General features: G+C 62.9%; 25 protein-coding genes. 12 read left to right on the top strand and 13 right to left on the bottom strand.

Translation table 11 applies throughout. From position 1 onward, the window contains the following. Positions 1 to 183 precede the first annotated feature (183 nt). Positions 184 to 621, top strand: a complete 438-nt coding sequence (locus tag AC0X69_RS03740) for a hypothetical protein (RefSeq protein ID WP_482611424.1) — start codon at positions 184 to 186, stop codon at positions 619 to 621. Positions 622 to 623: 2 nt separating this feature from the next. Here the strand turns inward: AC0X69_RS03740 and arsB are convergent, their stop codons facing one another. Genes arsB through AC0X69_RS03725 form a run of 3 tightly spaced genes read right to left on the bottom strand, consistent with a single transcriptional unit; the run spans position 624 to position 2,557 of the window. Then, on the bottom strand, positions 624 to 1,691 hold the full coding sequence (arsB, locus tag AC0X69_RS03735; protein WP_482611421.1) for an ACR3 family arsenite efflux transporter: 1,068 nt from the start codon (positions 1,689 to 1,691) through the stop codon (positions 624 to 626). A gap of 3 nt (positions 1,692 to 1,694) precedes the next feature. Continuing rightward, positions 1,695 to 2,222, bottom strand: coding sequence for an arsenate reductase ArsC (locus AC0X69_RS03730; protein WP_482611419.1), 528 nt, complete (start codon positions 2,220 to 2,222; stop codon positions 1,695 to 1,697). Next, complete coding sequence (locus AC0X69_RS03725) at positions 2,219 to 2,557, bottom strand: ArsR/SmtB family transcription factor (RefSeq protein WP_482611417.1); 339 nt, start codon at positions 2,555 to 2,557, stop codon at positions 2,219 to 2,221. The genes AC0X69_RS03730 and AC0X69_RS03725 overlap by 4 nt, the downstream gene beginning before the upstream one ends. Positions 2,558 to 2,673: 116 nt before the next feature. On the opposite strand from AC0X69_RS03725, the gene tpiA reads away from it, so the two are divergent. The 3 genes from tpiA (at position 2,674) to ndk (ending at position 5,103) form a co-directional block, all read left to right on the top strand. Next, entirely contained in the window at positions 2,674 to 3,426 is a 753-nt protein-coding gene (gene tpiA, locus AC0X69_RS03720) for a triose-phosphate isomerase (RefSeq protein WP_482611415.1), read from the top strand. A gap of 94 nt (positions 3,427 to 3,520) precedes the next feature. Next, entirely contained in the window at positions 3,521 to 4,606 is a 1,086-nt protein-coding gene (locus tag AC0X69_RS03715; protein ID WP_482611413.1) for a hypothetical protein, read from the top strand. A 74-nt stretch (positions 4,607 to 4,680) separates the two neighbouring features. Further along, entirely contained in the window at positions 4,681 to 5,103 is a 423-nt protein-coding gene (gene ndk / locus AC0X69_RS03710) for a nucleoside-diphosphate kinase (RefSeq protein ID WP_482611411.1), read from the top strand. A 154-nt stretch (positions 5,104 to 5,257) separates the two neighbouring features. Here the strand turns inward: ndk and AC0X69_RS03705 are convergent, their stop codons facing one another. Genes AC0X69_RS03705 through purM form a run of 3 tightly spaced genes read right to left on the bottom strand, consistent with a single transcriptional unit; the run spans position 5,258 to position 7,697 of the window. After that, entirely contained in the window at positions 5,258 to 5,965 is a 708-nt protein-coding gene (locus tag AC0X69_RS03705) for a glutathione S-transferase family protein (RefSeq protein ID WP_482611409.1), read from the bottom strand. Continuing rightward, positions 5,962 to 6,588 (bottom strand): phosphoribosylglycinamide formyltransferase, encoded by a 627-nt coding sequence (gene purN / locus AC0X69_RS03700; RefSeq protein WP_482613301.1) that lies wholly within the window; start codon positions 6,586 to 6,588, stop codon positions 5,962 to 5,964. Before purN ends, AC0X69_RS03705 begins: the two co-directional genes overlap by 4 nt. 44 nt (positions 6,589 to 6,632) lie before the next feature. Then, the gene (gene purM, locus AC0X69_RS03695; RefSeq protein ID WP_482611407.1) at positions 6,633 to 7,697 is read right to left on the bottom strand and encodes a phosphoribosylformylglycinamidine cyclo-ligase; all 1,065 of its coding nucleotides are present in this window, start codon (positions 7,695 to 7,697) and stop codon (positions 6,633 to 6,635) included. Between the two features lie 148 nt (positions 7,698 to 7,845). On the opposite strand from purM, the gene AC0X69_RS03690 reads away from it, so the two are divergent. The 3 genes from AC0X69_RS03690 (at position 7,846) to AC0X69_RS03680 (ending at position 11,620) form a co-directional block, all read left to right on the top strand. Beyond that, on the top strand, positions 7,846 to 8,925 hold the full coding sequence (locus AC0X69_RS03690; RefSeq protein ID WP_482611405.1) for a hypothetical protein: 1,080 nt from the start codon (positions 7,846 to 7,848) through the stop codon (positions 8,923 to 8,925). 174 nt (positions 8,926 to 9,099) lie between these two features. Continuing rightward, positions 9,100 to 9,816, top strand: a complete 717-nt coding sequence (locus AC0X69_RS03685; RefSeq protein WP_482611403.1) for a DUF1013 domain-containing protein — start codon at positions 9,100 to 9,102, stop codon at positions 9,814 to 9,816. Between the two features lie 145 nt (positions 9,817 to 9,961). After that, positions 9,962 to 11,620 carry an acyl-CoA synthetase gene (locus AC0X69_RS03680; protein WP_482611401.1) on the top strand — a complete coding sequence of 553 codons (1,659 nt, stop codon included), beginning with the start codon at positions 9,962 to 9,964 and terminating at the stop codon, positions 11,618 to 11,620. Positions 11,621 to 11,734: 114 nt separating this feature from the next. Here the strand turns inward: AC0X69_RS03680 and AC0X69_RS03675 are convergent, their stop codons facing one another. Further along, positions 11,735 to 11,902, bottom strand: a complete 168-nt coding sequence (locus AC0X69_RS03675) for a hypothetical protein (protein ID WP_482611399.1) — start codon at positions 11,900 to 11,902, stop codon at positions 11,735 to 11,737. Positions 11,903 to 12,213: 311 nt separating this feature from the next. Between AC0X69_RS03675 and AC0X69_RS03670 the strand changes: the two genes are divergently transcribed. Together AC0X69_RS03670 and AC0X69_RS03665 are read left to right on the top strand one after the other, a co-directional pair. Beyond that, a complete protein-coding gene (locus AC0X69_RS03670) occupies positions 12,214 to 14,040 on the top strand; it encodes an ABC transporter transmembrane domain-containing protein (RefSeq protein ID WP_482613300.1) in 1,827 nt (608 codons plus the stop codon). 64 nt (positions 14,041 to 14,104) lie between these two features. After that, complete coding sequence (locus tag AC0X69_RS03665; protein ID WP_482611397.1) at positions 14,105 to 14,542, top strand: nuclear transport factor 2 family protein; 438 nt, start codon at positions 14,105 to 14,107, stop codon at positions 14,540 to 14,542. Positions 14,543 to 14,554: 12 nt separating this feature from the next. Here the strand turns inward: AC0X69_RS03665 and AC0X69_RS03660 are convergent, their stop codons facing one another. Further along, positions 14,555 to 15,625, bottom strand: coding sequence for an adenylate/guanylate cyclase domain-containing protein (locus AC0X69_RS03660; RefSeq protein WP_482611395.1), 1,071 nt, complete (start codon positions 15,623 to 15,625; stop codon positions 14,555 to 14,557). Positions 15,626 to 15,696: 71 nt separating this feature from the next. Further along, positions 15,697 to 16,596 carry a hypothetical protein gene (locus AC0X69_RS03655; protein ID WP_482611393.1) on the bottom strand — a complete coding sequence of 300 codons (900 nt, stop codon included), beginning with the start codon at positions 16,594 to 16,596 and terminating at the stop codon, positions 15,697 to 15,699. Positions 16,597 to 16,809: 213 nt separating this feature from the next. Here AC0X69_RS03655 and guaB point away from each other — a divergent pair, with 213 nt between their 5' ends. Next, a complete protein-coding gene (gene guaB, locus AC0X69_RS03650) occupies positions 16,810 to 18,297 on the top strand; it encodes an IMP dehydrogenase (protein ID WP_482611391.1) in 1,488 nt (495 codons plus the stop codon). A 516-nt stretch (positions 18,298 to 18,813) separates the two neighbouring features. On the opposite strand, the gene AC0X69_RS03645 is transcribed toward guaB, so the two are convergent. From AC0X69_RS03645 to AC0X69_RS03630, 4 genes are all read right to left on the bottom strand, one after another. Further along, the gene (locus AC0X69_RS03645; protein WP_482611389.1) at positions 18,814 to 19,908 is read right to left on the bottom strand and encodes a helix-turn-helix transcriptional regulator; all 1,095 of its coding nucleotides are present in this window, start codon (positions 19,906 to 19,908) and stop codon (positions 18,814 to 18,816) included. 217 nt (positions 19,909 to 20,125) lie between these two features. After that, positions 20,126 to 20,524 (bottom strand): c-type cytochrome, encoded by a 399-nt coding sequence (locus AC0X69_RS03640; RefSeq protein ID WP_482611387.1) that lies wholly within the window; start codon positions 20,522 to 20,524, stop codon positions 20,126 to 20,128. 16 nt (positions 20,525 to 20,540) lie between these two features. Further along, the gene (locus tag AC0X69_RS03635) at positions 20,541 to 21,614 is read right to left on the bottom strand and encodes a metallophosphoesterase family protein (RefSeq protein WP_482611385.1); all 1,074 of its coding nucleotides are present in this window, start codon (positions 21,612 to 21,614) and stop codon (positions 20,541 to 20,543) included. Positions 21,615 to 21,688: 74 nt separating this feature from the next. Beyond that, positions 21,689 to 22,837: a cytochrome-c peroxidase gene (locus tag AC0X69_RS03630; RefSeq protein ID WP_482611383.1), complete on the bottom strand. Its 1,149-nt coding sequence runs from the start codon at positions 22,835 to 22,837 to the stop codon at positions 21,689 to 21,691. Between the two features lie 392 nt (positions 22,838 to 23,229). Between AC0X69_RS03630 and AC0X69_RS03625 the strand changes: the two genes are divergently transcribed. Together AC0X69_RS03625 and acpA are read left to right on the top strand one after the other, a co-directional pair. Then, on the top strand, positions 23,230 to 24,267 hold the full coding sequence (locus tag AC0X69_RS03625; protein WP_482611381.1) for a cytochrome-c peroxidase: 1,038 nt from the start codon (positions 23,230 to 23,232) through the stop codon (positions 24,265 to 24,267). Positions 24,268 to 24,398: 131 nt separating this feature from the next. Then, positions 24,399 to 25,832: an acid phosphatase gene (gene acpA, locus AC0X69_RS03620; RefSeq protein ID WP_482611379.1), complete on the top strand. Its 1,434-nt coding sequence runs from the start codon at positions 24,399 to 24,401 to the stop codon at positions 25,830 to 25,832. Positions 25,833 to 25,927: the final 95 nt, after the last annotated feature.

Here is a 25,927-nt window from a genome sequence, read left to right as displayed (position 1 = left end):
AAGGCCAGGCTTGCACTTGAGATATCGCTTGTTTTAAAAATGGGACGCTGAAGCTGGAAGAGGCGCGAATCGAAGCTCTTCCCCTTCCCGATGGGCCCGAGACGCGCGCTCGGTCGACTGAGCCCTGACAGCCATTCGGCGGCGCGACCGCCCTTTCATCGAGCGCCCCAAAAAGGAACTCCTATGCTGCGATCTCTCGGTCTTGCAGGAATGATGACGGCCGTACTTTTGACGGCGCCGGCCCAAGCTTTCGATGTTATGGCGCCGGACTACGGCGGACGCGTCGAGCAGTATGAAGCCAGGCTGGCGAGGGCGCAGGCGCGGGGCGAGCCCATCCGGATCGGCCCCACGGAGTGCGATTCTTCATGCACGCTGTATCTGGCCAACCCCAACTCGTGCGTTTCTGAGGGCGCAGTTTTCGGCTTCCACGCGCCTTGGTTTGGCGGCCCCGAGGGCGGCGTTGTCGATCCCCGGATGACCGCGGTCTTCGCCTCGCATTATAAGCCGGCGTTGCGTCGCGCCTTCATGGCCCACGTGCGCCGCCACGGGCAGCAGGCCCCCGGCCCGATGCTGCGCATCACCGGCCGCCAGCTCGCGGCTTACGGCTACCGCCTCTGCTAAATTCAAGGTAGATCAAGGCGCGCGGAGACTCGATCGGACGATCGAAGCGCTCCGCGCTCGTACCAGCCGTTGGTCCGATTGACGATCCAGACGACGCTCAGCATCACCGGAACTTCAATCAGGACCCCGACGACAGTCGCGAGCGCAGCGCCGGAATCAAAGCCGAAGAGGCTGATCGCCGTCGCGACCGCGAGTTCGAAGAAATTGCTCGCGCCGATCAGCGCCGAAGGGCCGGCGACGCAATGCGCCTCACCCGCCGCGCGATTGAGCAGATAGGCGAGCCCGGCGTTGAAATAGACCTGGATCAGTATCGGCGCGGCGAGTATGGCGATGATCGCCGGCTGCCGAATGATCTGTTCTCCCTGAAACCCGAAGAGCAGAACGAGCGTCGCGAGCAGCGCGATGAGCGAAGCGGGACCGATCCGCGCGAGCGTCTGCGCCAAAAGCTTCTCGCCGCCCGCCGCCAGCAGCCGCTTGCGCGCCAATTGGGCGATGATCACCGGGACGACGATATAGAGGACGACGGAGAGAAACAGCGTGTCCCAGGGCACGACGATCGACGAAAGTCCGAGCAGCAGGCCCACGATCGGCGCGAAAGCGACGATCATGATCGCATCGTTGAGCGCGACCTGGCTCAGCGTGAAATGCGGCTCGCCCTTGGTGAGATTGGACCACACGAACACCATCGCGGTGCACGGCGCCGCCGCGAGCAGGATCAGGCCGGCGATATAAGAGTCGATCTGATCCGCCGGCAGATAGGGCCGGAACAGATAGCCGATGAAAATCCATCCGAGCAGCGCCATGGAAAATGGCTTCACCGCCCAATTGACGGCGAGCGTGACGCCGATGCCGCGCCAGTGACGGCCAACTTCGGCAAGCGCGGCGAAGTCGATCTTCATCAGCATCGGCGTGATCATCAGCCAGATGAGCGCCGCGACGGGCAAATTGACCTTGGCGATCTCCATCTCGCCAATCGCGTGAAAGACGCCGGGCAGGAAATGCCCCAGCGCGACGCCGGCGACGATGCAGAGCGCCACCCAGAGCGAGAGATAGCGTTCGAAAATGGTCATGACTTACTCCGCGGTCGCGTTCGGCGATGTTGCGCCTTCCATCTCACCGATCTCGTTGAGACGCCGGCGGAGCGCGAGCTTGTCGAGACGATGCAGCGGAATGGCGCAGAACTGATCAATGCGATTGCGCAGATAGCGAAAGGCGGTGGCGAAGGCCCGCTGCTTATCGATGTCGCTTCCCTCGACCGCCGCAGGGTCTTCGATGCCCCAATGCGCGGTCATCGGCTGGCCGGGCCACGCCGGGCAGATTTCTCCCGCCGCGCTGTCGCAAACGGTGAAGACGAAATCCATGTGCGGCGCGTCGGGACCGGCGAACTCGTCCCAGCTCTTCGAGCGATAGCCGGCGGCGGGCAGACCCATCGTCTCCAGCGTCTCGAGCGCGTAGGGATTGACCTCGCCCTTCGGGTGGCTGCCGGCGGAAAAGGCGTTGAACCGGCCAGCGCCGCGCTCGCGCAGCAACGCTTCGGCCATGATCGAGCGCGCGCTGTTGCCGGTGCACAGGAACAGCACGTTGTAGACCCTGTCTGTCATTCGCGAGACTCACATTTGATGCGTGAAAGAGAATCGGCTGGCGCGCAGGGCGCGCCGCCGCAGCAGTCTTCGGCAAGGAAGCGGGCCAGCGCGTTGAGCCGGGAAAGATCGGCTCGGTAGACGATGCTTCGTCCCGAGCGCGCGCTCATCACGAGCTTCGCCTGCGATAGGACGTTGAGATGGGCCGAGAGCGTGTTCTGCGGGACGCACAGCGCCCGGGCGACGTCGCCGGCGGGAAGTCCCTTTGGTTCATGCCGCACAAGCAGCCGGAACGCCTCGAGCCGAGTTGGCTGAGAGAGCGCCGAGAGACAGGCGAGCGCCGCTTCTATTTCCATAATTCCAGATATATCGACATATATGACGCGCCAATGACATTTTCGCGCTGCGCCGCGAATAGATTGTTGGCCGGCATTACCTCTGTTACCCAAGCCTGTTGTCAGGAGCATTTCGCATGGCCCGCCGCCCGCTCGTCGCCGGAAATTGGAAAATGAATGGGCTGCGCGCCTCGCTCGCCGAGATCGAGGCGATGGGCGCGGCCTACGACCAAGCGTTGCGCGATCGCGCTGAGCTGATCGTCTGTCCGCCGGCGACGCTCATCGCGCTCGCCCGGGACGTTGCGGCGCGCGGCCGCCTCGGCCTTGGCGCGCAGGATTGCCACGCAGAGGCGAGCGGCGCCCATACGGGCGACATTTCCGCTGAAATGCTCAAGGACGCCGGCGCGTCCTACGTCATCGTCGGCCACAGCGAACGACGTTCCGACCACGGCGAAACTGACGCCGACGTGCAGGCGAAGGCGGCGGCCGCGCTGCGCGCAGGATTGACGCCGATCATCTGCGTCGGCGAGACTCGCGCCGAGCGGGAGGCGGGCGACGCGCTGAGCATCGTCGGCGCCCAGATCGAGGGCTCTCTTCCCGCTGACGCGCCCGCGCATGTTGTCGTCGCCTATGAGCCCGTATGGGCGATCGGCACAGGCTTGACGCCGACCGTCGACGACGTCGCCGAAATGCATGCCTTCGCGCGCGAGCGGATCGAAGCCCGGCTCGGCGGCGGCAAGAGCGGCGACGTGCGCATTCTCTACGGCGGCTCAGTGAAGCCGTCGAACGCCCGCGAATTGATGCACGTCGCCAATGTCGACGGCGCGCTTGTCGGCGGCGCGAGCCTGACGGCCAAGGATTTCATGGGCGTCGCGAGCGCCTATCGCTGAGAGGGCCAAGCTGGACAATCCGGTTGAGGCCGATAAAGTCCATCAGTTGGAGGAGGCCGGTTTTCTCTGAATTGATTGAATGAGGGGGCATGCCATGGGCCCGAACGATTTCGGCGTCATCGAACTGGTCGATGAAGACCGCGTCTATCCCGGTTCGCGTTTCAGCGAGGTTCGCGACGCGGTTTTCGCCAATCCCTATCAAAAAGTCTGGGGCGCGCCTGGAGAGCCGCCGCTTCCCTTCGTGATGCCGACCTTTTTCGACATGCTGCGCGCGATCTGGAGGGGCAGGCACTTTCTGACGCAAGCCGCCGAGCGATCGGTTGACGCGCGCAGCGATCTGAGGTGGGGACCCTACAGGAAAGGCTTCAGGCGCATCGTGCATCCCTGGGGCGTCGTTCTGACGGGACTTTGGGAAATCACCGAAGACAGCGGCTGCACGGGCTATTTCGAGAAGGGCAGCAAGGCGCTTGTCGTTGCGCGCTATTCCAACGGCGGCGCGGTGAAGCGCGGCAAACCGCGCGGGCAGGGCATCGCCGGCAAGCTCTTCCCGACGACCGACCCGGATCATCAGGAGCCGCTACAGACGGCGAACTTCTTCACGATCGACGACATCGTCGGCGCGTCGACGCGTTACATCAACGATGTCGATTTCGTGAATGCGCCCAATGTCACCCTGTCGAATGACTGGGCGACGTCGCCGATCGTCATGACCGCCGGCGTCGTATTCGCGATCACCGACAAGGATCCGACCGAACGCCAGCTCCACGAGATCGCAGAGCTCGGCAAACCTGCCGGCGTTCCGACGCGGGCGCCGCGGTTCATGCGCTTGAAGCTTGCGCCGGGCCATCCCCGCATCGAAGGAGAGGAACTCGATTCGCGCGACGAATTGCTCGCGATGATGTTCGACAAAGGCGATCCGACGCCCAGGCGCAAAATCGAGTTCACGATCGAAGTTACGGATGATGGCGAAGTGACCGGCCGCACGGGCTTCAAGAAGGGGACGTTCCGCAACTGGCGGCGGATCGGCGCGCTGACATTCGACAACGCCGTCGCCTCCTACAATGGCGATCACGTCCTGCATTTCCACCATCCCAATTGGCGCATCAATCGCAATGATCCGGCGACTAGGTTCAGGCCCTCGCCAACGCGCGGCGAAGTGGAAAAGGCCGAGGCGATGTAGGCTTGCCGGCCCGGCGAGCGACCGATATAAGCGCGGCGCCTGACCATTCTCCAACAACGAGGCGACGCGCTCCTATGGCGATCGAACGCACTTTTTCCATCATCAAGCCCGACGCTACGAAGCGCAATCTCACCGGCAAAATCAACGCGCTGATCGAGGGCGCGGGTCTGCGCATCGTCGCTCAGAAGCGTATCCGCATGTCGCGCGAGCAGGCGGAAGCCTTTTACGCCGTGCATAAGGAGCGTCCGTTTTTCGGAGAACTGGTCGATTTCATGATTTCCGAGCCCGTCGTCGTGCAGGTGCTCGAGGGCGAAAACGCGATCACGCGCTATCGCGAAGTCATGGGCGCCACGAATCCGGCGAACGCCGCGCCGGGGACCATTCGCAAGGAACATGCGCTGAGCGTCGGCGAGAATTCAGTGCATGGCTCCGACGCGCCGGAAACCGCGGCGATCGAAATCGCGCAGTTCTTCTCCGGCAACGAGATCGTCGGCTAAACGCGAGCGTCATGCCCGCGCTTGTCGCGGGCATTCACGGCGCATCCGGATGAGATATGACCAACTGCGTCTCACACTTCTTTTGCGCGACGCAAATTGGCATGGATGGCCGGGCCGAGCCCGGCCATGAAGGCTTGGGGTCACCCATCACGCCCTATCCGTTTTCAGGAAAATACTTTCGCATCATTCTGTCGCGATAGGCGACGAGATTGGGCTTCGCGAGCGCCGCGTCTCGAATCGCGCTCTCGGCCATTGGGGCCAGGATCGACGCCACGAAACCGAAGACGGTCGCGTCGGCGCCGCACGGCGTATCGCCAAAGAGATAGGGCTTGTCGCCGATCAGAATCGCGAGCGCGTCGATGTCGCGCACGCCAAGCGCCTCGACTTCGGCAGCGGTGTGCCGACCCATGCCCTGCGCCCAGATATTCTTTGCGATCTTGCGGCGAATGAACCATTTCGCCAGCGGGCGCGCCACGGCGGGCACGCTCTCGAAAAAGCGCGCCGGACCGCGTTGGAAATTGGCCTCGTCCATCCAGCGCATATGGACGATGACCCAATAAAGATGTTCTTCGCACATCTTCTCGACGCACCAGCCGACGGCCTTCTGCTCCTCGGATAGAAGCGCGTCGAAGTCCTTGCCGTATTTGTTTTCGATATGAAAGCGGATGAAGGTCGAGTCGGCGACGATCTCGCCGTCGTCGTTGATGTACGGCTGCTTGCCTTTCGGCGCCTTCGAGAAGCCGCCGCGGTCCTCGACGTAATCGAGTTCCGCCATCTTCAGGAGAACCATCGCCTTCATCACGAATGGCGACGCGTCCGGCAGTCCGGCAACGGGACGAAAACAGAAAAGCGTGATGGTCATGAAATCCTCTTGGGCTCCGACGCAGAGGGCTCAGGAACGATAAGCGCCGTCTCATGCGGCGTGGGGGCGCCAATCACCCGATTGCCGTCGACCCGCACCACGCCCGACGCGACCAGCCGCAGCGCCATCGGATAGATGATGTGTTCCTGCGCAAGCACGCGCGCCGCGAGCGTCTGCGGCGTGTCGTCGTCGAGAACGGGCACGGCGGCCTGCGCGACGATTGGTCCTTCGTCCATTTCGGGCACAACGAAATGTACGGTGCAGCCGTGTATCTTCACGCCGTCCGCGAGCGCCCGCTCATGCGTGTCGAGTCCGCGATAGGCAGGCAGCAGAGCCGGGTGAATGTTCAGCATCCGGCCGCGCCAGCGGCCGACCAACCATGGCGTGAACATGCGCATGAAGCCCGCGAGGCAGATGAACTCGATGCGGTATGTGTCCAGCACCATTTGCAGCGAACGCTCGAACTCTTCGCGTCCGGCATAGATCTTGTGATCGACCGCAGCCGTCGCGACGCCAGCGGCCTTCGCCTTGGCGAGCCCAGGCGCATCAGGCCGATTGGAGAGCACAAGCGCGACGTCGGCGGGAAAGCCGGGGTCTGTGGCCGCCGCGATCAGCGCGTCCATGTTTGAGCCGCGACCCGAGATGAGGATCGCGGTGCGCAGCCGCGTCACAACGCCAGAGTCCCGCGGGTTAGGACTCGCTCGGCGTCGTGCGCCTCGATGATTTCGCCGATGCGCACGGGCTTCTCGCCGACGGCGCGCAAGGCTGCTTCGACTTCGCTGGCGTTGGGCTCCGACGCCACGACCGCCATGCCGATTCCGCAGTTGAAGGCGCGCAGCATCTCGCTCTGCGCAATGTCTCCTTTTTCCGCGAGCCAGCGGAATACGGGCGGAGGATTGAACGCGGAGAGATCAAGCGCCACGCCAAGTCCGCTCGGCAGCACGCGCGGCAGATTGTCTGGAAAGCCGCCGCCGGTGATATGAGCGAGGGCGACGATATGGGGCGTCGCCTTCAAGGCGGCGAGAAGCGGCTTCACATAGATTCGCGTCGGCGTCAGCAGCGCTTTCGCCAGGCTGAGGTCCCGCGCGAAAGGCGCGGTCGCGCTCCATGCAAGTCCGGCGTGCTTCACAATGCTGCGCACGAGCGAATAGCCGTTGGAGTGAACGCCCGAGGAGGGGAGTCCGAAAACGACGTCGCCGCTCTGCACGTCGCGCGGCAGCAAACGGTTGCGCTCCGCGGCGCCGACGGCGAAGCCGGCGAGGTCATAGTCGCCGCGCGCATAGAGGCCGGGCATTTCGGCGGTCTCGCCCCCGAGCAGGGCGCAACCCGCCTCGACGCAACCGGCGGCGATGCCTTTCACTACTGAAGCGGCGACGGCCGGATCAAGCTTCCCGGTCGCATAATAATCGAGGAAGAAAAGCGGCTCGGCGCCCTGAACGATGAGGTCGTTGACGCACATGGCGACGAGGTCGATTCCGATCGTCTCGTGAAGCCCGGATTCGATCGCGATCTTCACCTTGGTGCCGACGCCATCGTTAGCAGCAACGAGCACAGGATCGGAAAATCCGGCCGCCTTGAGATCGAATACGCCGCCAAAGCCGCCGATCTCGCCATCGGCGCCGGAGCGCCGCGTCGAACGTACGGCCGGGCGGATCATGTCGACGAACCGATTTCCTGCGTCGATATCGACCCCGGCGCCGGCGTAGGTAAGGCCTGAGCTTCTCTTCTGCATTTCGTCCTTCGCGATGTGGGCGCCGGCGTTAGATGGGCGAAAGCGGCGGCGGCTGTCAAATCCGCAGGGAAGGGCTACGCTGTTGTGCGTTTGCACAAAGTTTTTTCCGTAGCGCGGCATTGGGATGTCGCCGCAAAGGAGTGAAACAATGAAGTTTCGGTTCACCATTGACGATATCGCGGCCGCTCGCGACGCGGGCGCGATTGACGTCGCCGCGTTCGAGCGGCTGACGCAGTTTCTTGCATCGCGGAACGCGTCCGCCGCAGCGGCGACCTCCCAAGCGCCGCGCTACGACTTCGTCAACTTGCTTTGGTACGCGGGCGCGCTGATCGTGCTGGGCGCCATGGGCATGTTTTCGACGACCGCCTTCGGTCTGTGGGGTGACAAGGCGTTGCTCGTCACCGCAATCGTCTACGCGGTCGTGTTCGCTTTCGCCGGCGCCTATCTGTGGCGCAGCCGTGGCCTTCGCACGCCGGGCGGCCTGCTCATCGCCTGCGCGGTCGGCATGGCCCCGCTCGGGATCTTCGCGCTCCAGTCGATGTTCGACGTCAGTCCGGCGGGAGAAGCGCGCCCCTACGGCGATTTCTACGTTTGGATCAAATCAAGCTGGCTCCCCATGGAGCTTGGCACAATCGCCGCGGCGTCTCTCGCGCTGCTCGCCTTTCCTTTTCCTTTCCTCGTCATGATCATCGCCTTTTCGCTTTGGTTCATGTCGATGGATCTGACACCCTGGCTGATGGGGGTGGAGGAATTTACGTGGGATCAGCGCGCGACGATCAGCATGTATTTCGGCCTCGCCGTTCTCGCCATCGCCTGGCTCGTCGATCTCAAGCGCTGGCGCGACGGCGATTTCGCCTTCTGGCTGCATCTTTTCGGGCTGATGGCCTTCTGGGGCGGGCTGACGGCCCAGCACAGCGGCGACGAACTGGGCAAGGCGCTCTATTGCGCCATCAACGTCGGCCTGATCTTCCTCTCGCTCTTCCTGATGCGTCGCGTCTATGCGGTGTTCGGCGCGATCGGGGTCACCACCTATCTCGGCTATCTCGCCAGCAGCGTTTTCAAGGATTCGATCCTCTTCCCCTTCGCGCTCTCGGGGATCGGCGTTCTTCTCATCGTCTTTGGCCTGTTCTTCCACCGCTACGGCGCCGCCATCGCCGAAACGATGGGCGAACTGCTGCCGCCTGCCTTGCGCGGGCTGCGCCCGGCGCATGCGCGCGACACGGAATAGGAGCAAGCAGCCGAGCCGGCGCGGCCAGGCGGTTCCGGGCGATTTGATTGCGCTTTAGACGGATGCGGACTATATAGGCGGCATCCCGACATGGACGGCTGTTCTGTGGGTCGCTCGCGCAGCTTGCGCGGCGCGAACGCCCCCGCCATGTCTTGAGGTCAAGGAGTTTTTGAGATGGGCAACGCCCCGTTGATGCCGAAGGCCACGGCCGTTTGGCTCGTCGAAAATACGTCGCTGACATTCGATCAGATCGCCGATTTCTGCAAATTGCATCCGCTGGAAGTGAAGGGTATCGCCGACGGCGAGGTCGCGGCCGGCATTCGCGGCCATGATCCCATCACCTCGGGACAGCTGACCCGCGAAGAAATCGAAAAGGCCGAGAGGAACCCCGACCATCGCCTCCGCCTTTCCGTCTCCAAAGTGGTTGTGCCGGAGGTCAAGAAGGCGCGCGGTCCCCGCTATACGCCCTTGTCCCGCCGCCAGGATCGTCCGAACGCGATCTTGTGGCTGGTGCGCAATCACCCCGAGCTGAAGGACGCCCAGATCATGCGTCTCGTCGGCACGACGAAGACGACGCTCAAGGCGATCCGCGAGCGGACCCATTGGAACTCCGCGGCGCTTTCGCCGATGGACCCCGTGACGCTCGGCCTTTGTTCGCAGATCGATCTCGATTTCGAGGTCAATCGCGCGGCGAAAGACAAGCCGCCGGCGGTCGAGGATCATGGTCAGACGCTGGTTCCTGCGAGCGTCACCACCAGTCCGCGGGCCGAGCCTTCGACGACGGAGGACGTCTTCGGCAAGGCCAAACCAGCGGCTCCTGCGGACGAGGAAGACAATTTTGACGCCGATCGCGTGTTCGGTCGTCTGAAGGACGTCGATTTCGGGGAGTAAGGGCGCCCGCGCTTCCGATTGATCAAGCGGAAGCTCGCGCGTATCCTTCTCATTAAGAACCTGCGCCGATCTGCCCAACGCGCATCGGCGCGCGTCGCTCTCGCCGCGAGCGAATTCCCGCGAGGCGAACCTTTGGACTCTCCGGATGACAGACTCGCCTTACGATCGCGACCTTGACCGAAATCCCGCAAATTTTCAGCCGCTGACCCCAATCACCTTCCTTGAGCGCGCCGCCGCCGTATTTCCCGAACGCATCGCGGTCGCGCACGGCGCGTTGCGTCTCAATTATCGGGATTTTTATGCGCGCAGCCGGCGGCTCGCTAGCGCTTTGGAAAAGGCTGGGCTTGGTCGCGGCGACACGATTTCCGTGATGCTCGCCAATACGCCGGCGATGCTCGAATGCCACTATGGCGTGCCGATGATGCGGGGGGTGCTGAATACGCTGAATACGCGGCTCGACGCCGCGATTCTCGCCTTCACGCTCGATCACGCCGAGACGAAGGCGCTGATCGTCGATCGCGAGTTCTCGGAGGTCATTCGCGAGGCGCTTTCGCTGGCAAAGGCGAAGCCTTTGATCATCGACTACAGCGATCCGGAATACCAAGGCCCCGGCGAGCGCCTGGGCTCCCTCGATTACGAAGACTTCGTGCTCTCGGGCGATGCCGATTACCGGTGGGCTCCGCCGCAGGACGAATGGGACGCGATCTCGCTCAACTACACGTCGGGCACGACGGGCGATCCGAAGGGCGTGGTTTATCACCATCGCGGCGCCTATCTGACGGCGCTCGGCAATGTGCTCACCGGCGATATGGGCCGCCATCCGGTCTATCTGTGGACGCTGCCGATGTTCCACTGCAACGGCTGGTGCTTTCCCTGGTCGATTTCGGTCAACGCCGGCATGCACGTCTGTCTGCGGCAGGTGCGCGCGGGACACATCTACGAACTGATGGCCGAGCATGGCGTGACCCATCTGTGCGGAGCGCCTATCGTCATGTCGACGCTGCTCAATGCGAGCGATTCGGAAAAAAAGCCGCTGAAGCGGACCGCGCGCTTCTTCACCGCCGCGGCGCCGCCGCCGCAGGCGGTGCTCGCCGGCATGAAGGCCGCCGGCTTCGAAGTCACGCATCTCTACGGATTGACCGAAACCTATGGTCCCGCGGCGGTCAACGAATGGCAGGACGACTGGGATTCGCTTGAAAGCCCGGCGCAGGCGCAGATGAAGGCGCGCCAGGGCGTGCGCTATCTCGTTCTCGAAGATCTCGACGTGATCGACCCCGACACCATGCAGCCTGTCCCGCGTGACGGCGCGACGATGGGCGAGGTGATGTTCCGCGGCAATGTCGTCATGAAGGGCTATCTGAAGAACAAAAGCGCCTCAGACAAAGCCTTTCACGGCGGCTGGTTCCATTCGGGCGATCTGGGCGTGCGCCATCCGGATGGATACATCCAGCTCAAGGATCGTTCGAAGGACATCATCATCTCGGGCGGCGAGAATATCTCCTCGATCGAGGTTGAAGACGCGCTGTTTCGGCATCCGAAGGTCCGCGCCGCGGCGGTTGTCGCCGCGCCCGACGACAAATGGGGCGAAACGCCCTGCGCCTTCGTGGAGCTGAAGGATGGCGCAGAGGCGACGGCGGAGGAGCTGATCGATTGGACGCGTGAGCATCTCGCGCGTTTCAAATGCCCGCGCCACATCGTTTTTTGCGAGTTGCCGAAGACCTCGACCGGCAAGATCCGGAAATATGTTTTGCGCGAACGCGCGCGAGAATTATGGCCGGCGAACGCGACGACGGCGTCCCTTTAGAGGCGCCGCAAGAAAGGCGTCTCAAAACAGAGAAGCCAGCAGTCGTTTCGACTGCCGGCTTCGCGTCGAGGGCGGAAGGCCTGAAACTTTCCGCGCCTCGCTATTCGCTTTATACTAGAAGAACAGACCGAGGCAGCCGCCCGCGAGACCGCCGACGACGGCCGCCGCGATCGTGTTGGGGATGCCGCCAAGCGCGACGGAGGCGAGACCGCCCAGAATAACGGCGCCGATGCCAGCGAAGATGTAGGTGTTCGTGGTGATTTCGAGTTCTTTCTGAGCCATCGTTCTACTCTCCTCTTTATTCGTTCCCTGAGTCGCGCCTTGTTCGGTCCGGCGCTTTCTCACCCTGAAGGGCGCGTCATTTCGACGCAGGCGGAGGTTAGCACAAGTTCGCGCTGTGTCAAACAAAACTGCGACAGGATGTCGCGGATGTAAATCACTGATATATAATCAAGTACGCGGCTAGACCGGATTTTCGCCGTTCTGCAGCGAAAAAGATTTTCGTTTTCAGCGCGCTTCCGCGCCGGGTTTCGGTCGCGGAACGCCCCGCCCAATTTCGTTTTCGTCCACGACGGACGCTATACCCCGTGCCGATGACAAAAAAGAACGCTGACGTCGATTCCGCCGATCCTGTGACTCGCAAACCGGATCGCGGGCTGAAAGCCACTCTCGCGCCGCTTCGGCCTCTGTTGCCCTACGCGTTACGCTACAAGCGAACGATCGCGTTTGCCTTCGTCGCGCTGCTGCTGGCGGCGGGCGCGACGCTCACCCTGCCGCTCGCCGTTCGCGGCATGATCGATCACGGCTTTTCCGCGGACAGCGCGGGCGCCGTGAACGCCTATTTCGGGGCGCTGATCGCCGTCGCCGCGACGCTCGCGATCGCTTCGGCCACCCGCTACTATTTCGTCATGACGCTTGGAGAGCGCGTCGTCGCTGATCTGCGGGCCGATCTCTTCAAGCATCTCACGACTCTGGACGCCGCCTTCTACGACACGGCGAAGACAGGCGAGCTTCTTTCGCGGCTCACGGCGGACACCACCCAGCTGAAATCTGCCTTCGGCTCATCGGCGTCGGTCGCGCTGCGCAATCTCTTCATGTTTTTCGGGGCGATCGTGATGATGATCGCGACGAGCCCCAAACTCGCCGGATTGGCGCTCGCAGCCATTCCCGTCATCGTTCTGCCGCTGATCGCTTCCGGCCGCGCGGTGCGCGTGCGCTCGCGTCATGCGCAGGATACGCTCGCGCAGGCCTCCGCTTACGCCGGGGAAAATCTTTCCGCGGTGCGCGCCATGCAAGCCAACGGCGCGCAGGGGTCGACGACTGCGCGGTTCACCCGCGCGGTGGAAACCGCCTATGACGCGGCGCAGGCCGCGACGGTGCTTCGCGCCTTCGTCACCGCGGGAGCGATTCTTATCGTCTTTACGAGCGTCGTCGGCGTGCTCTGGCTTGGCGCCCAGGATGTGCTCGCCGGCCGCATGACATCCGGCGTTCTGTCGCAATTCGTTCTCTATGCGGTGCTTGGCGCAAGTTCGCTCGGCGAGCTGTCGCAGACCTGGAGCGAACTCTCGTCGGCAGCCGGCGCAGCCGGCCGCATCGCCGACCTTCTCGCCGTTCAGCCGCGCATCGTCGCGCCGGCGAGGCCGACTCCGCCGCCGGCGCGCTGGCAGGGACGCATCGCCTTCGACCATGTGCGCTTCGCTTATCCGACGGCGCCCGACAGGCCCGCCTTGCAGGATTTCTCACTCGTCATCGCGCCGGGCGAGCGCGTCGCGCTGGTCGGACCGTCCGGCGCCGGCAAATCGACGACTTTCGCGCTGCTTCTTCGGTTCTACGACGTCGACTCCGGCTCGATCACGCTGGACGACGTCGACCTGCGCGATCTCGATCCTGCGGCGCTGCGCAGGGCGATCGCGCTCGCGCCGCAGGATCCGGTGATCTTCGGACTTTCCGTCGCCGAAAACATCGCCTACGGGCGTGACGACGCCTCAAGCGAGGAGATCGTCGCGGCGGCGAAGCGCGCCCAGGCGCACGACTTCATCATGGCGCTGCCGATGGGCTACGACACGCTGCTCGGCGAGCGCGGGATCACGCTCTCGGGCGGTCAGCGCCAGCGCCTGGCGATTGCGCGCGCGATACTGGCGGACGCGCCGGTGCTGCTGCTGGACGAGGCGACTTCGGCGCTCGACGCCGAGAATGAGGCGCTGGTGCAGGCGGCGCTGCATGACGTGATGCAGGGGCGCACGAGCCTCGTGATCGCCCATCGGCTCGCGACCGTGCTGGAAGCCGACCGCATCGTCGTTGTCGACGAAGGCCGCATCGTGGAGCAGGGGACGCATGCGAGCCTGAGCGCCGCGGGCGGCCTCTACGCCCGGCTCGCGAAACTGCAGTTCGACACCGAGCGCGCCGGCGCAGCCGCATGACCACGGCTGTTGGCTGGGCCGAAAGGACGTAGCGTCGCAGCTTATTTCAGCTGGAGCGTTCGTCATGTCGCAGGAAGCGCGAAACGCCGCGATTTTGAAGGAAGCCTATCGTCTGTGGGATGAAACCAAAGGCGGCAGCGTCGATCATTGGTTGAGCCTCGTCGCGGACGAAATCAATTTCGGCTCATTGGCGCAGGGACGGCCGGATGCGCTGTCTTTCACCAGGACCCGGCACTCGCGCGATGGCGTCGCCAATTATCTGCGCGAGCTCACGCACGACTGGCGGATGGACTATTACGCCGTCGATCATTTCGTCGCGCAAGGCGACCGCATCGTCGCCATCGGCCGCTGCGCATGGCGGTTCAAACGAACCGGCAAGGTCGTGGAAACCCCCAAAGTCGACGTTTGGCGTTTCAACGAGGCGGGACAGGCGATCGAGTTCTTCGAATATTACGACACCGCTGCAGTGATCGACGGCGCCCGAACGAACGCGCCGGCCTGAACCGACGCTCTTTCATCCTAAGTCGCTCTTGCCGTTCGAAACGTCGCCTTCCTTTGAGCGGATACGCTCGATCGTCGCTTTCAGCAGGCTGATCGCCTCATCCCTGTCCGCTTTCGCGAGATCGACCTCGACCCGCAGGCCCTCGCGTTGTTCGTCGATGATTTCGGCCGGGGAAAGCGCCTTCTTGCGCAGCGCCTTATAGGTGCGGATCGGTCCGGTGACGCCTTTCACGTTAATCGGGGATTGCTCTTCCACTTCGATCACGTCGCTCACGAGCGTCATCGTCTCGAGAGAGATGAGCACCGCGCCTGGCGCCGCGGACTGCTCGAGCCGCGCCGCGACATTCACCTGGTGGCCGACGATGGTGTAATCCATGCGCTCCTGGCTGCCGAAATCGCCGACCGTGCAATAGCCGGTGTTGACGCCGATTCGTATTTGAAACCGCTGGTCCAGGCCATGTTCGCGCCATCGGCGCTCCAGGCGACGGGTCATCGCCTGCATATCGAGCGCCATCAGAATGCACGCTACGGCGTCCTCTTTCACGCCCCGCGTCTCGGGGTCGCCGAAAAAGATCATGACTGCGTCGCCGATATATTTATCGATCGTGGCGCCATAGGCGAGCGCAAGGTTCGCCATCTCATTGAGAAAATCATTGAGCATGCGGGTGATGTCTTCGGATTCCAGGCGCTCGGTCATTTCGCTGAATCCGACGACATCGGAAAAGAAAATCGTCAACTTCTTTCGCTTCGCCGAAATCGACGCCACGTTCTTGTTCTTGAAAAGCGTGCCGTAGAGTTGCGGCGAAGGATATTTCGACAGGCGCGCCGACAGCCGTTCGAGTTCTGTATTTCTTTCTTCGAGCGCTTGAGTTCGTTGCGTCACAAGCGCGTCGAGCGTCCGCTCGCTGTCGAGAAAATCGAGCGCCATCTTCTTGAAGACGCGCGCCAATTGCCCGACTTCGTCAGAGCGGTCCTCGACGTCAGACAGTTCCTCGGCCGAAAACGCTCTGCGCTCGACATTGTGCGCCGCCTTGGTGATCGCCACGACGGGGGCCGTCTGCTTTCGCGCGATCCAGGCCGCCATGCCGCCGCCGAGCAGTGTCGCGGCCAGAGCGATCCCAAGCGCGGTTTCGATCTGCGTGGCGAGAACGCTGTTCAGCCGGCCGTCGGCATTCTGATCAAGGCGGCGCCGATCGCGCCGCCGCCGTTTTCCGCGTCGATCGGGGAGATGACGCTGAGCTTGCCGGCGCTATTGATCGACCGTGACTTCCCGCTTGCGATAACGGTTCGTACCGGCGCCAGCTCCTGGTCCGTCAGCTTGTCGTGGCCGGAGGTGAGTCGTTCAGCCTTCGGGCTGGCGATCAGGCTTGAATCCTTGTTGAACACGAAGATCGCATCGATTTCGCCGCTGCCCAGAAGATTGTCGATCGCGCGCGGAAGTCCGATCTGCTCGTCGACCTCCTCAAGAAAGCGCGCGTTGTAGCCAACCTGGACGATCCGCGGCTTATCCGCGCCGCGCACGCCGACATATTTGAACCGTTCGTTGTCAATTTCCCGTTTTCTGGCGTCCTGAACAACCTTGTCTTTCTTGCCGGTGAGCAGGTCCCAGAATTCATGCGCCTGCGGCTGCTCTTTGGCGGACGCGCTGAACTGAAAGTCGACGTTCTTGTTGCTGTGGATATAGGCGTAGCCTTTCTCGTCGGTCACCCAGAACTCGTCGAGCGTCGTCCTATCGGTGATCGCGTTCAGCCGATTGTTTATCTCGGCCGATGTCATGCCCGCCTTTTCGGCCGCTTCGACGAACAGCGCCAGAAGCTCGGCCGATACGATCATGTGCTGCGACAGCATCTGCTCGACTTCGATCGGAAGTTCGCGCGCGAGGCTCGCGCTTCGCGCCAGCCGTGCGACGCTTTCGCCTTCAACTTCGGCTTCGGCCAGCATTGCCCGGTAGTTGGACCAGGAAAGCAGAATCGACGACATCAGCGTCGCGCCGACGCTCAGCGCAGCGACCAGCGCAACCAGGCGGGAAGCAAAGCTAAGTTGAGGGAAGCGCATCAAGCTCTCGCATTGCAATCATTGCCTTTTGACCAGCATAGCAAAATTTCGCCCGCGGGCTGTCGATGCGTCCAGCAGGGCTGCGGCGCGCCTGTCATTTGCCTTCGCCCTGAATAATGCTATGAGCACGCGCCAACCACTGACGGCGCCCGCCGTCAAATTCTCATCCAGCGGCTGACGCGTTCGCATCGCCGCTCAACGGAGTTGGCGCCAATGGCCATATCGCCTGTCACGTTGACCGAAGCATTGACCTTCGACGACGTGTTGCTGCGGCCAGGCCATTCGCGCGTGATGCCGTCCAGCGTCGACGTCACGAGCCGTCTGACGCGCGAAATCTCGCTCAATTTGCCGATCGTTTCGGCCGCCATGGACACCGTCACCGAAGCGCGTCTGGCGATCGCCATGGCCCAGGCGGGCGGCATCGGCGTCCTCCACCAGAATCTGTCGCCAGCCGCGCAGGCCGCCGAGGTGCGCAAGGTCAAGCGCTACGAGAGCGGCATGGTGATAGATCCCATCACCATCTTTCCCGACGAAACCCTCGCCGACGCGCTCGCCCTGATGGCCGGCCACGGCATTTCAGGCATTCCCGTCGTCGAGCGCGCGGGCGACGGCGGCAAGGGCAAGCTCGTCGGCATCCTCACCAACCGCGACGTGCGCTTCGCTCAGGATCGCAGCCAGCCGGTGGCCGAACTGATGACGAAAAAGCTCGTGACGGTTCGTGAAGGCGTCGGGCAGGCGGAGGCGCAACGGCTACTCCACGAAAATCGTATCGAAAAGCTGCTCGTCGTCGACGAGGACTACCGCTGCGTGGGACTCGTCACGGTCAAGGACATCGAAAAGGCGACGCTTCATCCTTACGCGTGCAAGGATCATGAAGGGCGGCTGCGAGTCGCCGCCGCGTCGACCGTGGGCGACCACGGCTTCGAGCGCGCGCTGCAGCTCATCGACGCCGGCGTCGACTGCGTCGTGATCGACACCGCCCATGGGCATTCGCAGGCGGTGATCGATCAGGTGACGCGCGTCAAGAAGGCGTCGAACAAGGTGTCGATCATCGCGGGCAATATCGCGACCGCCGAAGCCGCCAAGGCGCTGATCGGCGCCGGCGCGGACGCGATCAAGGTCGGCATCGGTCCCGGCTCGATCTGCACGACGCGCATCGTCGCCGGCGTGGGCGTGCCGCAACTGACCGCGATCATGGAGGCCGCGGAGGAGGCGCGCAAAGCCGACGTGCCGGTAATCGGCGACGGCGGCGTCAAATATTCCGGCGATCTCGCCAAGGCCATCGCGGCGGGCGCCGACGTGGTCATGATCGGCTCGCTGTTCGCGGGCGCCGAGGAATCGCCAGGCGAGGTGTTTCTGTACCAGGGCCGCTCCTTCAAAGCCTATCGCGGCATGGGCTCGGTCGGGGCGATGACGGCGGGCTCGGCGACGCGCTATTTCCAGGGCGACGTGAAGGAGCAGCTCAAACTCGTTCCCGAGGGCATCGAGGGACAGGTGCCGTATCGCGGGCCGATCGCGCCGATCCTCTATCAGCTCGCGGGCGGGCTGCGCGCGGCAATGGGCTATGTCGGCGCCCCCACGATCAAGGAGTTTCAGGAGCGCGCGCAATTCGTGCGGATCACCAACGCTGGATTGCGTGAGAGCCATGTGCATGACGTCGCCATCACCCGCGAGAGCCCGAACTACCCGACAGGCGTCTGACAGGCGCGACAAAAAAAGGGGCCGCGCAACGGCCCCTAAGTCATGGGAGAAAAGTGAAGGAGGAAACGTCCTGGACTATAGTAGAGCCTGAGAACTAAGCGACAGATAAGCGAATGATGAGAGTATTTGCGCTCGTCTAAAGCCTAACGCTCTCTCACCATTCCTGCAAAATCTATAACGAAAACCATTTCTCCGCGTCATTCGAATGGATGATAACCGGGAATTTATTTGCAAGCGCCGCTCAAGCGACTCGCCGGTCTGCGCGTTTGGACCTGTAGGAATAAAGAGGGGCCTCGCGAGGGCCCTCAAATTTGAGAAGGAAAGTGCTGCTCGTAAAACTGCTTAAAAAGCGGCTGAAAATTGAGCGAATAGTACAGAACCCCGAGTTACTGAAGCGTCCGCGGCAATTTCGTCCGCCCCCCCGACGTTCGATAGAGACGTTAAAATCATACGAAAAGGCCGACATCATCCAAATGGATGAGGCCGGCCAAAATTTGCTTGGAATTAGATGTATACTTACTCGCCTTTCGGCGAATTGAGCGGCGCAAGTCCGCCGAGGAGCGCGACCACTTCCGCCTGGCGGTTACATCCGGTCTTCTCCATGACGCCGCGCAGATGCGTGCGCACGGTGTTGCGCGACACGGCCTGTTCGGTGGCGATCTCCTCCAGCGTCTTGCCGGTGGCAAGGCCGCGCGCGACGCGCGCTTCGGCGGGCGTAAGATCATAGAGCGACTGCACCAATTCGATCGCGGGCGCCTGCGGCGAGCCGACCGGAGTCATCACCAGGACCGCCGCGCAGCGCACGAAAATATCCCGCGCCGCGCCGCGGATCGGCACAAGATTGGCGATCATCGGACTTTCTTCTTCCCCGGAACGAGCGGCGAAGGATCTCGGCGCGCCGACCAGATCGTCGTCGAGCGCGTCCATCGCCTGACGCAGCAGCCCGTCGGCCGACGCGTCGACAAGCGACACGCGGTCGTGGGCGCGCCAGCGAACATATCTGTTCAGCGCGTTGCCCGGGTCGTTGGCGCAGATCACGCGACCGTCGTCGTCGAGCACGAGCGCCGGCAGGCCGATGAGCGCGAAAGTTTCGCCGGCGACGCGGGCGCGCTCCAGTTGCAGGCGCGTGGCGAGGAAGGCGGCGCGGGCAAGATGCGGCCTCAACTCGTCGAGTTGGCGAATGATCGACGGCTCGACGGGCCCCCGGTCATGCGCGCGTTCGAGGCAGATGATGCCGGTGTCGCCGGTGGGCAGTGAAATCGCGGTCGCCGCGCTGAAGCCGAGCCCACGCGGCCGCAGGAAGTCGGCATAGTTGGGATCACGCTCGAGCTCCTCCGCCGTATAGACGTCGTCGTCGGTCAGGAAACCCGGATGACGTCGGCTGAACAGCTTGCCGCCGCGCGTGCAGTTGCTCAGCCAGTCGCCGCGCATGAAATTCTCGACGTGCTCGCAAATGGCCGGAGACGCCGTCCAGCGGGAGACTCTTTCGCGCGCGGCGAAGAGCACGCCGCCCTGCGCCTCGGCGAGATGTGAAAGTTCGTCGAGAACGTCCGGCCACATGTCAGGCGCGAAGGAGCATTCGTAAATACGATCGATAAGTTGCTGAACCATTCCGAATATCTCTTGTTGCGGCCGCGCTAAAGGCGCGTACGGTCGAAATAAACCGTATGCAAACGTGCGGCCGGCGAGATGGTTCCAGCCGGCCGAGAATTTGGCGATAGATCACGCTGCATATGGACAGAATCGTCCAAATACAGCTACCGTAACCGATTCCAAAAGTTTAGAGCGCGCTTTCGGGTAAGACTCAGTTCACTTTTGCCGGCGCGCTCTAGTGCTTGCCGGCGTCGATCGCCACCCCTTTGCGCTCTTTGTTGATGTAGGCGACGAACGCCGTCATCTTCGGATCGTCGGCCGCAAGCGGCGTTCCTTGCAACGGATTCCTGATGCACCAGTTCACCATTTCAAAAAGCTGCGCGACCTTGCCGAGCTGTTTCTGGAACTTCGGATAGGTCTCCGGGTGTGTGTTGGCGGCGTTCGGATGGCACTGTGCGCAGGCGACGCCATTCGTGCCGACGGCTCCGCTGGTCCAGAGTTCGCGGCCTTTCTTGGCGACCGAATCAAACTCGCTTTGCCAGCGGTCGACGTCCGTCCCCGTGAATTCGTCGGCCAGCGTTGCCGGCGAAAGCAGCACAGCGCCCAGAACAAGCGCGATCGTATAGCGGCGCATTGTCATTCTCCTCGACCTAATAGTGCAGTTGCGGCGCCTTGCGGACGATCGCCTCTTGATACTTCTTGTCGACGGGCTTGCCGAGCCTTGGATCGAAGCCGACGACGCGCTCCTGGTTGTCCCACAGCTGATAGCGCGCGGTGACGCGCCCGGAGTTGACGTCGACCATCTGCCAGCCCGTGGCGTCGCGCTCGAAGAAGGGGTCGGCGCGGTTCATTGGAACCGTCAGCACGGGCACATGCGCGCCGGCTTGCGCGTAGGTGTCCGGATAAGGCCAGGGCCATGCCGTCGCCATCACCGCGTTGAAGGCGATGTTGCCGATCTGGTTGTACTGGATCTGGTGCACATGTCCGTAAATGACATTCACGGTCTTGAACGGCTGCAACAGGTCCTGCACCTGCTCGGCGTCGTCGGTCCAGAAATTCCAGCCCTTGTAGATCTTCTGCAGCGGCGAATGTGAGAAGATGATCAGCGGCGTGTCCTTGGACACTTTGTCGAGATCGTCCTTGAGCCACGCCCGCTGCTTGTCGCCGACCATGAAGGGCGATCCATTGGGATTGTCGAGGCCGGCCATTTCGAGCATGCGCTGCTCGGCGGTCGGCCAACGATGGAAGGTCCATTCGTCCGTTGTGAGAATCGAATTCAGCACGACGAAATGCACGCCCTTATGATCGAAGCTGTACCACTGCGGACCGTAAAGCTTCGACCAGTACTCGCCGAGGTCGAGATAATAATCGTGCTCGCCCATCACGCAGTGGAGCTTGCCTTTCAAATGCGACAGCATCTCCGCGCCGTGGTCGAGCTCCTCCTTCTTGCCGAGCTGCGCGAGATCGCCGCCGAACATGACGAAATCGGCCTCGGGCGTGATGAGATTGGCTTCGGCGACGGCGCGCTTGAGACCCATGTCCCAGTTGCGCACGAAGCTCGCGCCCTTGATCTGCTGAATGTGCGAATCCGAAATATAGGTGAAGCTGAAATCCTCTCGCGTTCCGCCGAAGGCGAGGCGCACCATGGAGATCGGCAGCGTCGTCAGCGTTCCGGCGGCGGCGCCGGCGGCGATCACGCTGCGCCGGGTGATCAGTCTGGTCATTTCCCTTCCTCCCTTGCGGCTTGGCGCCTATTTGGCGACGCCGCTTGTCTTATTCAGCGAGTCGATCCGAAGCGTCACTTCGTCTGCGCCGTCACATAGGCGGGGCTCGTCAACGTCTCCAGGAAGGCGACGAGGTCGTCGATCTGCTGATCCTTCAGATCTAACGGCCGAATGCCGCCGGAGAGATAGGGGTTGACCGGCGTCGGATCGCCAGGGCTCTTTCCGCCTTCATTGTAATGCTTGACGACGTCCTTGAGCGTTTTGAGCGAACCGTCGTGCATATATGGCGCGGTCATCGCGATATTGCGCAGCGTCGTGGTCTTGAACGCGCCGATTTCATCGAAGGAGTTCGTCACCGCGAAGCGGCCGAGTTCCGAAACCTTGGGATCGGCGAGCACCGTCTTGTCGACGGAGGCGCCCGCCGCTTTCGCCTTGAGGAATTCGGCGGCGAGACGCGGCACGTCGGCCTGGATGCGGTTGATGCCGACGCCGATGTTGTGGAACCGGTTGTCGGTGAAGAGCGCCTGAGTCTGTTCGATGACGTGGCAGGAGACGCAACGTCCCTGTCCGACGTAAATGTCGAAGCCGCGCTTTGCCTGATCGCTGATCGCGGTGCGGTCCCCGCCGAAATACCATTTGTCGAAGGGCGAATCGCCGGAGATGACGGTGCGCTCGAAGCTCGCGATCGCTTTTTTGACGTCATCCATCGTCACGTCCCGGCCGCTTTTGCCGAACGCCTTCTTGAAACCCTCGACATAGGCGGGGTCTTCGCGAACGATCTTGAGCACCGGCTCGTGATCGGGCAGGCCCATCTCCACCGGATTGACCATCGGATGCTGTGACTGCTCCTCGAGCGAAACCGAGCGTCCATCCCAGAACTGCGAGGTGTAGTAAGCGGCGTTGATCACCGACGGGGCGTTGCGGGTGCCGGTGAGCTTGTGATGGCCTTCCGAGACGCGCAGCGGGCTGTCGGTGAAGGCTTTCTTGTCATTGTGGCAGGTGGAGCAGCTTACCGTGCCATCGATCGAGAAGCGCGCGTCGTGGAAAAGCTTGTCGCCAAGCGCGACCTTTTCCGGAGACTGAGGATTGTCGGCGGGAACCGGAAGCTTTGGCAGGCCGAGCGGTTCGGCCATCGCCCATCCGCCGGCGGCGAGCAGCGCCGCAAGTGGAAACGCAACAAGCGTCGCCTCAACGGATTTCCGGACATTAGCAATGCGCGCCATGAGCTCCCTCCGCTGCCGCTCGGCTTCTCGCCGGCTCTTGTTTTCACGGTAAGTTTGCTCTGCTTTTAGCAGCAGGGCAAGTCGTCGCCGTGACATTCCGCACGCTTTTGAAGAACTTGCCGGGCCAAATATTCGGGAGCGCAGAGTAATCGTTGTGCGCTGCATTGGCCTGCGCCATGAACCAGCCGCCGTGTCTGGATCTTTCCGGCGTATTGGGTCTCGCGCGTCGGCCCTTTTGCTGTCATGTTCATGCTACACTGGATTGTTTTTAAACATCCATCTTCAGGCCGCGCCCTTCCGCCGCCAAACCGGCTGTGGTAGCTGACGCCGCCAGAGGCCATTCATTGCGGCGCGACAACGGCGCCGACTCACAATCAACTCAGGAGGAAGGGATGCATCTGACCCGGTTCGCCGCGCTCGCAGCGATTCTGCTGGCGCCGGCCATGGCCGCGGCGGGCGACTTGCGCGCCGACGCCAACGCCGTCTTCAAGCCGATCGACGCCGCCAGCGTCGCGGCGGTGGTGAAAAACAACGAGATCACGCCGGCCAAGATCGAACTCGGCAGCAAGCTCTTTTTCGATCCGCGTCTGTCGAAGAGCCAGATCATCAGCTGCAACAGCTGCCACAATCTCGGAACGGGCGGCGCCGACGCGGGTCCGACGTCGATCGGCCATGGCTGGGCGAAGGGGCCTCGTCGCGCGCCCACGGTTCTCAACGCCGTATTCAATGTCGCGCAGTTTTGGGACGGTCGCGCCGTCGACCTGAAGGCGCAAGCCAAGGGCCCGGTTCAGGCCGACGTTGAAATGAACAATACGCCGGCGCAGGTGGAAAAGACGCTCAACAGCATCCCCGCCTATGTCGCGGAGTTCAAGGCGGCCTTTCCCTCAGATCCGAAACCGGTGAGCTTCGACAATATGGCGAAGGCGATCGAAGCGTTCGAGGCGACGCTGACGACGCCGAATTCGCGATTCGACAAGTTTCTCAAGGGCGACGTGAGCGCGCTCAATGACGTCGAGAAAAACGGTCTGCGTCTTTTCCTCGACAAGGGCTGCGGCAGCTGCCACGGCGGCGTCAATGTCGGCGGCAACGGCTATTTCCCGTTCGGCGTCGCGCAGAAGCCGAGCGTCGAAATCATGCCCGTCGCCGACAAGGGCCGCGCCAAGGTGACGAACGACCCCGCGGACGAATTCGTCTTCCGCTCCGCGCCGCTGCGCAATGTCGCGCTGCGCGCGCCTTACTTCCACACCGGCTCTGTCTGGACGCTGGAAGAGGCCGTCGACCTCATGGCCAAAGATCAGCTCGGCGAAAATCTCCCGGCTCAGGACGTCAAGGCCATCGTCGCCTTCCTGGAGACGCTGAACGGCGACCAGCCCAAGGTGGTCTATCCGGCGCTGCCGCCGCGCGCCAAGGACACGCCGCTGCCGCAGTGACGCGCTCGGCGCGCTGAAAAACGCGATCGCCGACGCTCGTCGTTGGCGATCGCTTTCGCCCGTCACAATATTGGATCGGCGATTCACTAGATCTTCCGCCGCATGAGCGATGCGGAAGGAACGACGATCAAATGAAACCCATTCGCCCCAAGATTTTGCTTGCGATAGTCGCGACGGCTCTATGCGCGCCAGTCGCGGCGCAGGAACAGCCAGATCCATTCGGCCGCATCGGCCACATCGTCGTCATTTTCACCGAGAACCGCAGCTTCGATCATGTGTTCGGGCTGTTTCCTGGCGCCGAGGGCGTCAACTCCGCTCAGCATCCGCCGCAAGTGGATTTTGACGGTCGGCCGCTGGCCGCGCTGCCGCGTCCGCGCGGCGATGATCGTTTTCCGCGGCGCCTGCCGAACGCGCCCTTTCCGCTCGAGCCCTATGTCGGCGTCGATAGCCGCACCATGAATCCGGTCCATGACTTCTATCTCGAGCAGGAGCAGATCCACGGCGGCAAAATGGACCGCTTTGTCGAGGCGTCGAACGCGGGCGCGCTCGTCATGGGCTATTACGACGGCTCCGAGCTGAAGCAGTGGGCTTTGGCCAAGGAGTTCGTGCTCGCCGACCATTTCTTTCATGCGGCCTTCGGCGGCTCGATGCTCAACCATTTTTTCCTGATCTGCGGTTGCGCGCCGGTCTTCGACAATCCGGTCGAGTCCACGAGGAAGAAATTTCTGCCGAAGCTCACGACGATCAAGGATGTGCAAGGCGCCGAACGCGCGATTCGCGAGCGCGAAGAGGATTCGCCAAGAAGCGTGCTGGACGGTCCGCCGCGGCACAAGCGGTTCGGGCGTCTGACGGCGGATCTCGAGGCGATCGGCACGCTGCAGCCGGGAAATCCGATTTCCAGACATGACAAGACCGAAGCGCAGGAGCGGCTGCCGCCCGTGCGCGCGCCGACGATCGGCGACCGGCTCACCGAGAAGAATGTCAGCTGGGCGTGGTACGCCGGCGGCTGGCGCGACGTCGTCGAAGGCCGACTAAGGCCCTATGAGGACAAGCCTGACGCTTTCCAGACCCATCACCAGCCGTTCGCCTATTTCGCGAATTACGCCGAGGGCCGGGAAGGGCGCGCCCATCTCAAGGACGCCGACGAGTTTTTCCAGGCGATCGATCGGGGCCAGCTGCCTCAGGTCAGCTTCTACAAGCCGCTCGGCGTGTTCAACGGGCATCCGGACTATTCGGATCTCGCGGCGGGCGACGCTCACGTCGGGGACGTCGTCGCTCGGCTGCGCAAGAGCCCGAACTGGGCCGACATGCTGATCATCGTCACGGCGGATGAAAACGGCGGGTTCTGGGATCATGTCGCCCCGCCGAAAAGAGATCGCTTCGGGCCGGGGGCCCGCGTGCCGACGCTCATCATCTCGCCCTTCGCCAAGAAGGGGTTCGTCGACAAGACGGTCTATGACACGCTCTCGATCCTGCGAACGATCGAGCTGCGTTTCGGCGTCGCGCCGCTCTCCGATCGCGACGGGAACGCGACGGATCTGCGCAATGCGCTCGCCGCGCCATGAGCCCCGAGCGCCGCGCAAGAGGGGTCTGTCCGTCAGGCGGGGAGGGCGCTCAAACAGCCACGGTCGCGCCAAAAAATTGCCGCCAATGGCGCCAC

This window comes from Methylocystis sp. Uni0008 (assembly GCF_056838045.1).
Note: the sequence above shows the minus strand (reverse complement) of the source record. Positions and strands in the feature narration are given on the sequence as shown.

Bases quoted from the DNA above. Each gene is read 5' to 3' on its own strand.
- AC0X69_RS03740 (WP_482611424.1), top strand. From the start codon at position 184: ATGCTGCGATCTCTCGGTCTTGCAGGAATGATGACGGCCGTACTTTTG.
- arsB (WP_482611421.1), bottom strand. From the start codon at position 1,691: ATGACCATTTTCGAACGCTATCTCTCGCTCTGGGTGGCGCTCTGCATC.
- AC0X69_RS03730 (WP_482611419.1), bottom strand. From the start codon at position 2,222: ATGACAGACAGGGTCTACAACGTGCTGTTCCTGTGCACCGGCAACAGC.
- AC0X69_RS03725 (WP_482611417.1), bottom strand. From the start codon at position 2,557: ATGGAAATAGAAGCGGCGCTCGCCTGTCTCTCGGCGCTCTCTCAGCCA.
- tpiA (WP_482611415.1), top strand. From the start codon at position 2,674: ATGGCCCGCCGCCCGCTCGTCGCCGGAAATTGGAAAATGAATGGGCTG.
- AC0X69_RS03715 (WP_482611413.1), top strand. From the start codon at position 3,521: ATGGGCCCGAACGATTTCGGCGTCATCGAACTGGTCGATGAAGACCGC.
- ndk (WP_482611411.1), top strand. From the start codon at position 4,681: ATGGCGATCGAACGCACTTTTTCCATCATCAAGCCCGACGCTACGAAG.
- AC0X69_RS03705 (WP_482611409.1), bottom strand. From the start codon at position 5,965: ATGACCATCACGCTTTTCTGTTTTCGTCCCGTTGCCGGACTGCCGGAC.
- purN (WP_482613301.1), bottom strand. From the start codon at position 6,588: ATGGACGCGCTGATCGCGGCGGCCACAGACCCCGGCTTTCCCGCCGAC.
- purM (WP_482611407.1), bottom strand. From the start codon at position 7,697: ATGCAGAAGAGAAGCTCAGGCCTTACCTACGCCGGCGCCGGGGTCGAT.
- AC0X69_RS03690 (WP_482611405.1), top strand. From the start codon at position 7,846: ATGAAGTTTCGGTTCACCATTGACGATATCGCGGCCGCTCGCGACGCG.
- AC0X69_RS03685 (WP_482611403.1), top strand. From the start codon at position 9,100: ATGGGCAACGCCCCGTTGATGCCGAAGGCCACGGCCGTTTGGCTCGTC.
- AC0X69_RS03680 (WP_482611401.1), top strand. From the start codon at position 9,962: ATGACAGACTCGCCTTACGATCGCGACCTTGACCGAAATCCCGCAAAT.
- AC0X69_RS03675 (WP_482611399.1), bottom strand. From the start codon at position 11,902: ATGGCTCAGAAAGAACTCGAAATCACCACGAACACCTACATCTTCGCT.
- AC0X69_RS03670 (WP_482613300.1), top strand. From the start codon at position 12,214: ATGACAAAAAAGAACGCTGACGTCGATTCCGCCGATCCTGTGACTCGC.
- AC0X69_RS03665 (WP_482611397.1), top strand. From the start codon at position 14,105: ATGTCGCAGGAAGCGCGAAACGCCGCGATTTTGAAGGAAGCCTATCGT.
- AC0X69_RS03660 (WP_482611395.1), bottom strand. From the start codon at position 15,625: ATGGCGGCCTGGATCGCGCGAAAGCAGACGGCCCCCGTCGTGGCGATC.
- AC0X69_RS03655 (WP_482611393.1), bottom strand. From the start codon at position 16,596: ATGCGCTTCCCTCAACTTAGCTTTGCTTCCCGCCTGGTTGCGCTGGTC.
- guaB (WP_482611391.1), top strand. From the start codon at position 16,810: ATGGCCATATCGCCTGTCACGTTGACCGAAGCATTGACCTTCGACGAC.
- AC0X69_RS03645 (WP_482611389.1), bottom strand. From the start codon at position 19,908: ATGGTTCAGCAACTTATCGATCGTATTTACGAATGCTCCTTCGCGCCT.
- AC0X69_RS03640 (WP_482611387.1), bottom strand. From the start codon at position 20,524: ATGCGCCGCTATACGATCGCGCTTGTTCTGGGCGCTGTGCTGCTTTCG.
- AC0X69_RS03635 (WP_482611385.1), bottom strand. From the start codon at position 21,614: ATGACCAGACTGATCACCCGGCGCAGCGTGATCGCCGCCGGCGCCGCC.
- AC0X69_RS03630 (WP_482611383.1), bottom strand. From the start codon at position 22,837: ATGGCGCGCATTGCTAATGTCCGGAAATCCGTTGAGGCGACGCTTGTT.
- AC0X69_RS03625 (WP_482611381.1), top strand. From the start codon at position 23,230: ATGCATCTGACCCGGTTCGCCGCGCTCGCAGCGATTCTGCTGGCGCCG.
- acpA (WP_482611379.1), top strand. From the start codon at position 24,399: ATGAAACCCATTCGCCCCAAGATTTTGCTTGCGATAGTCGCGACGGCT.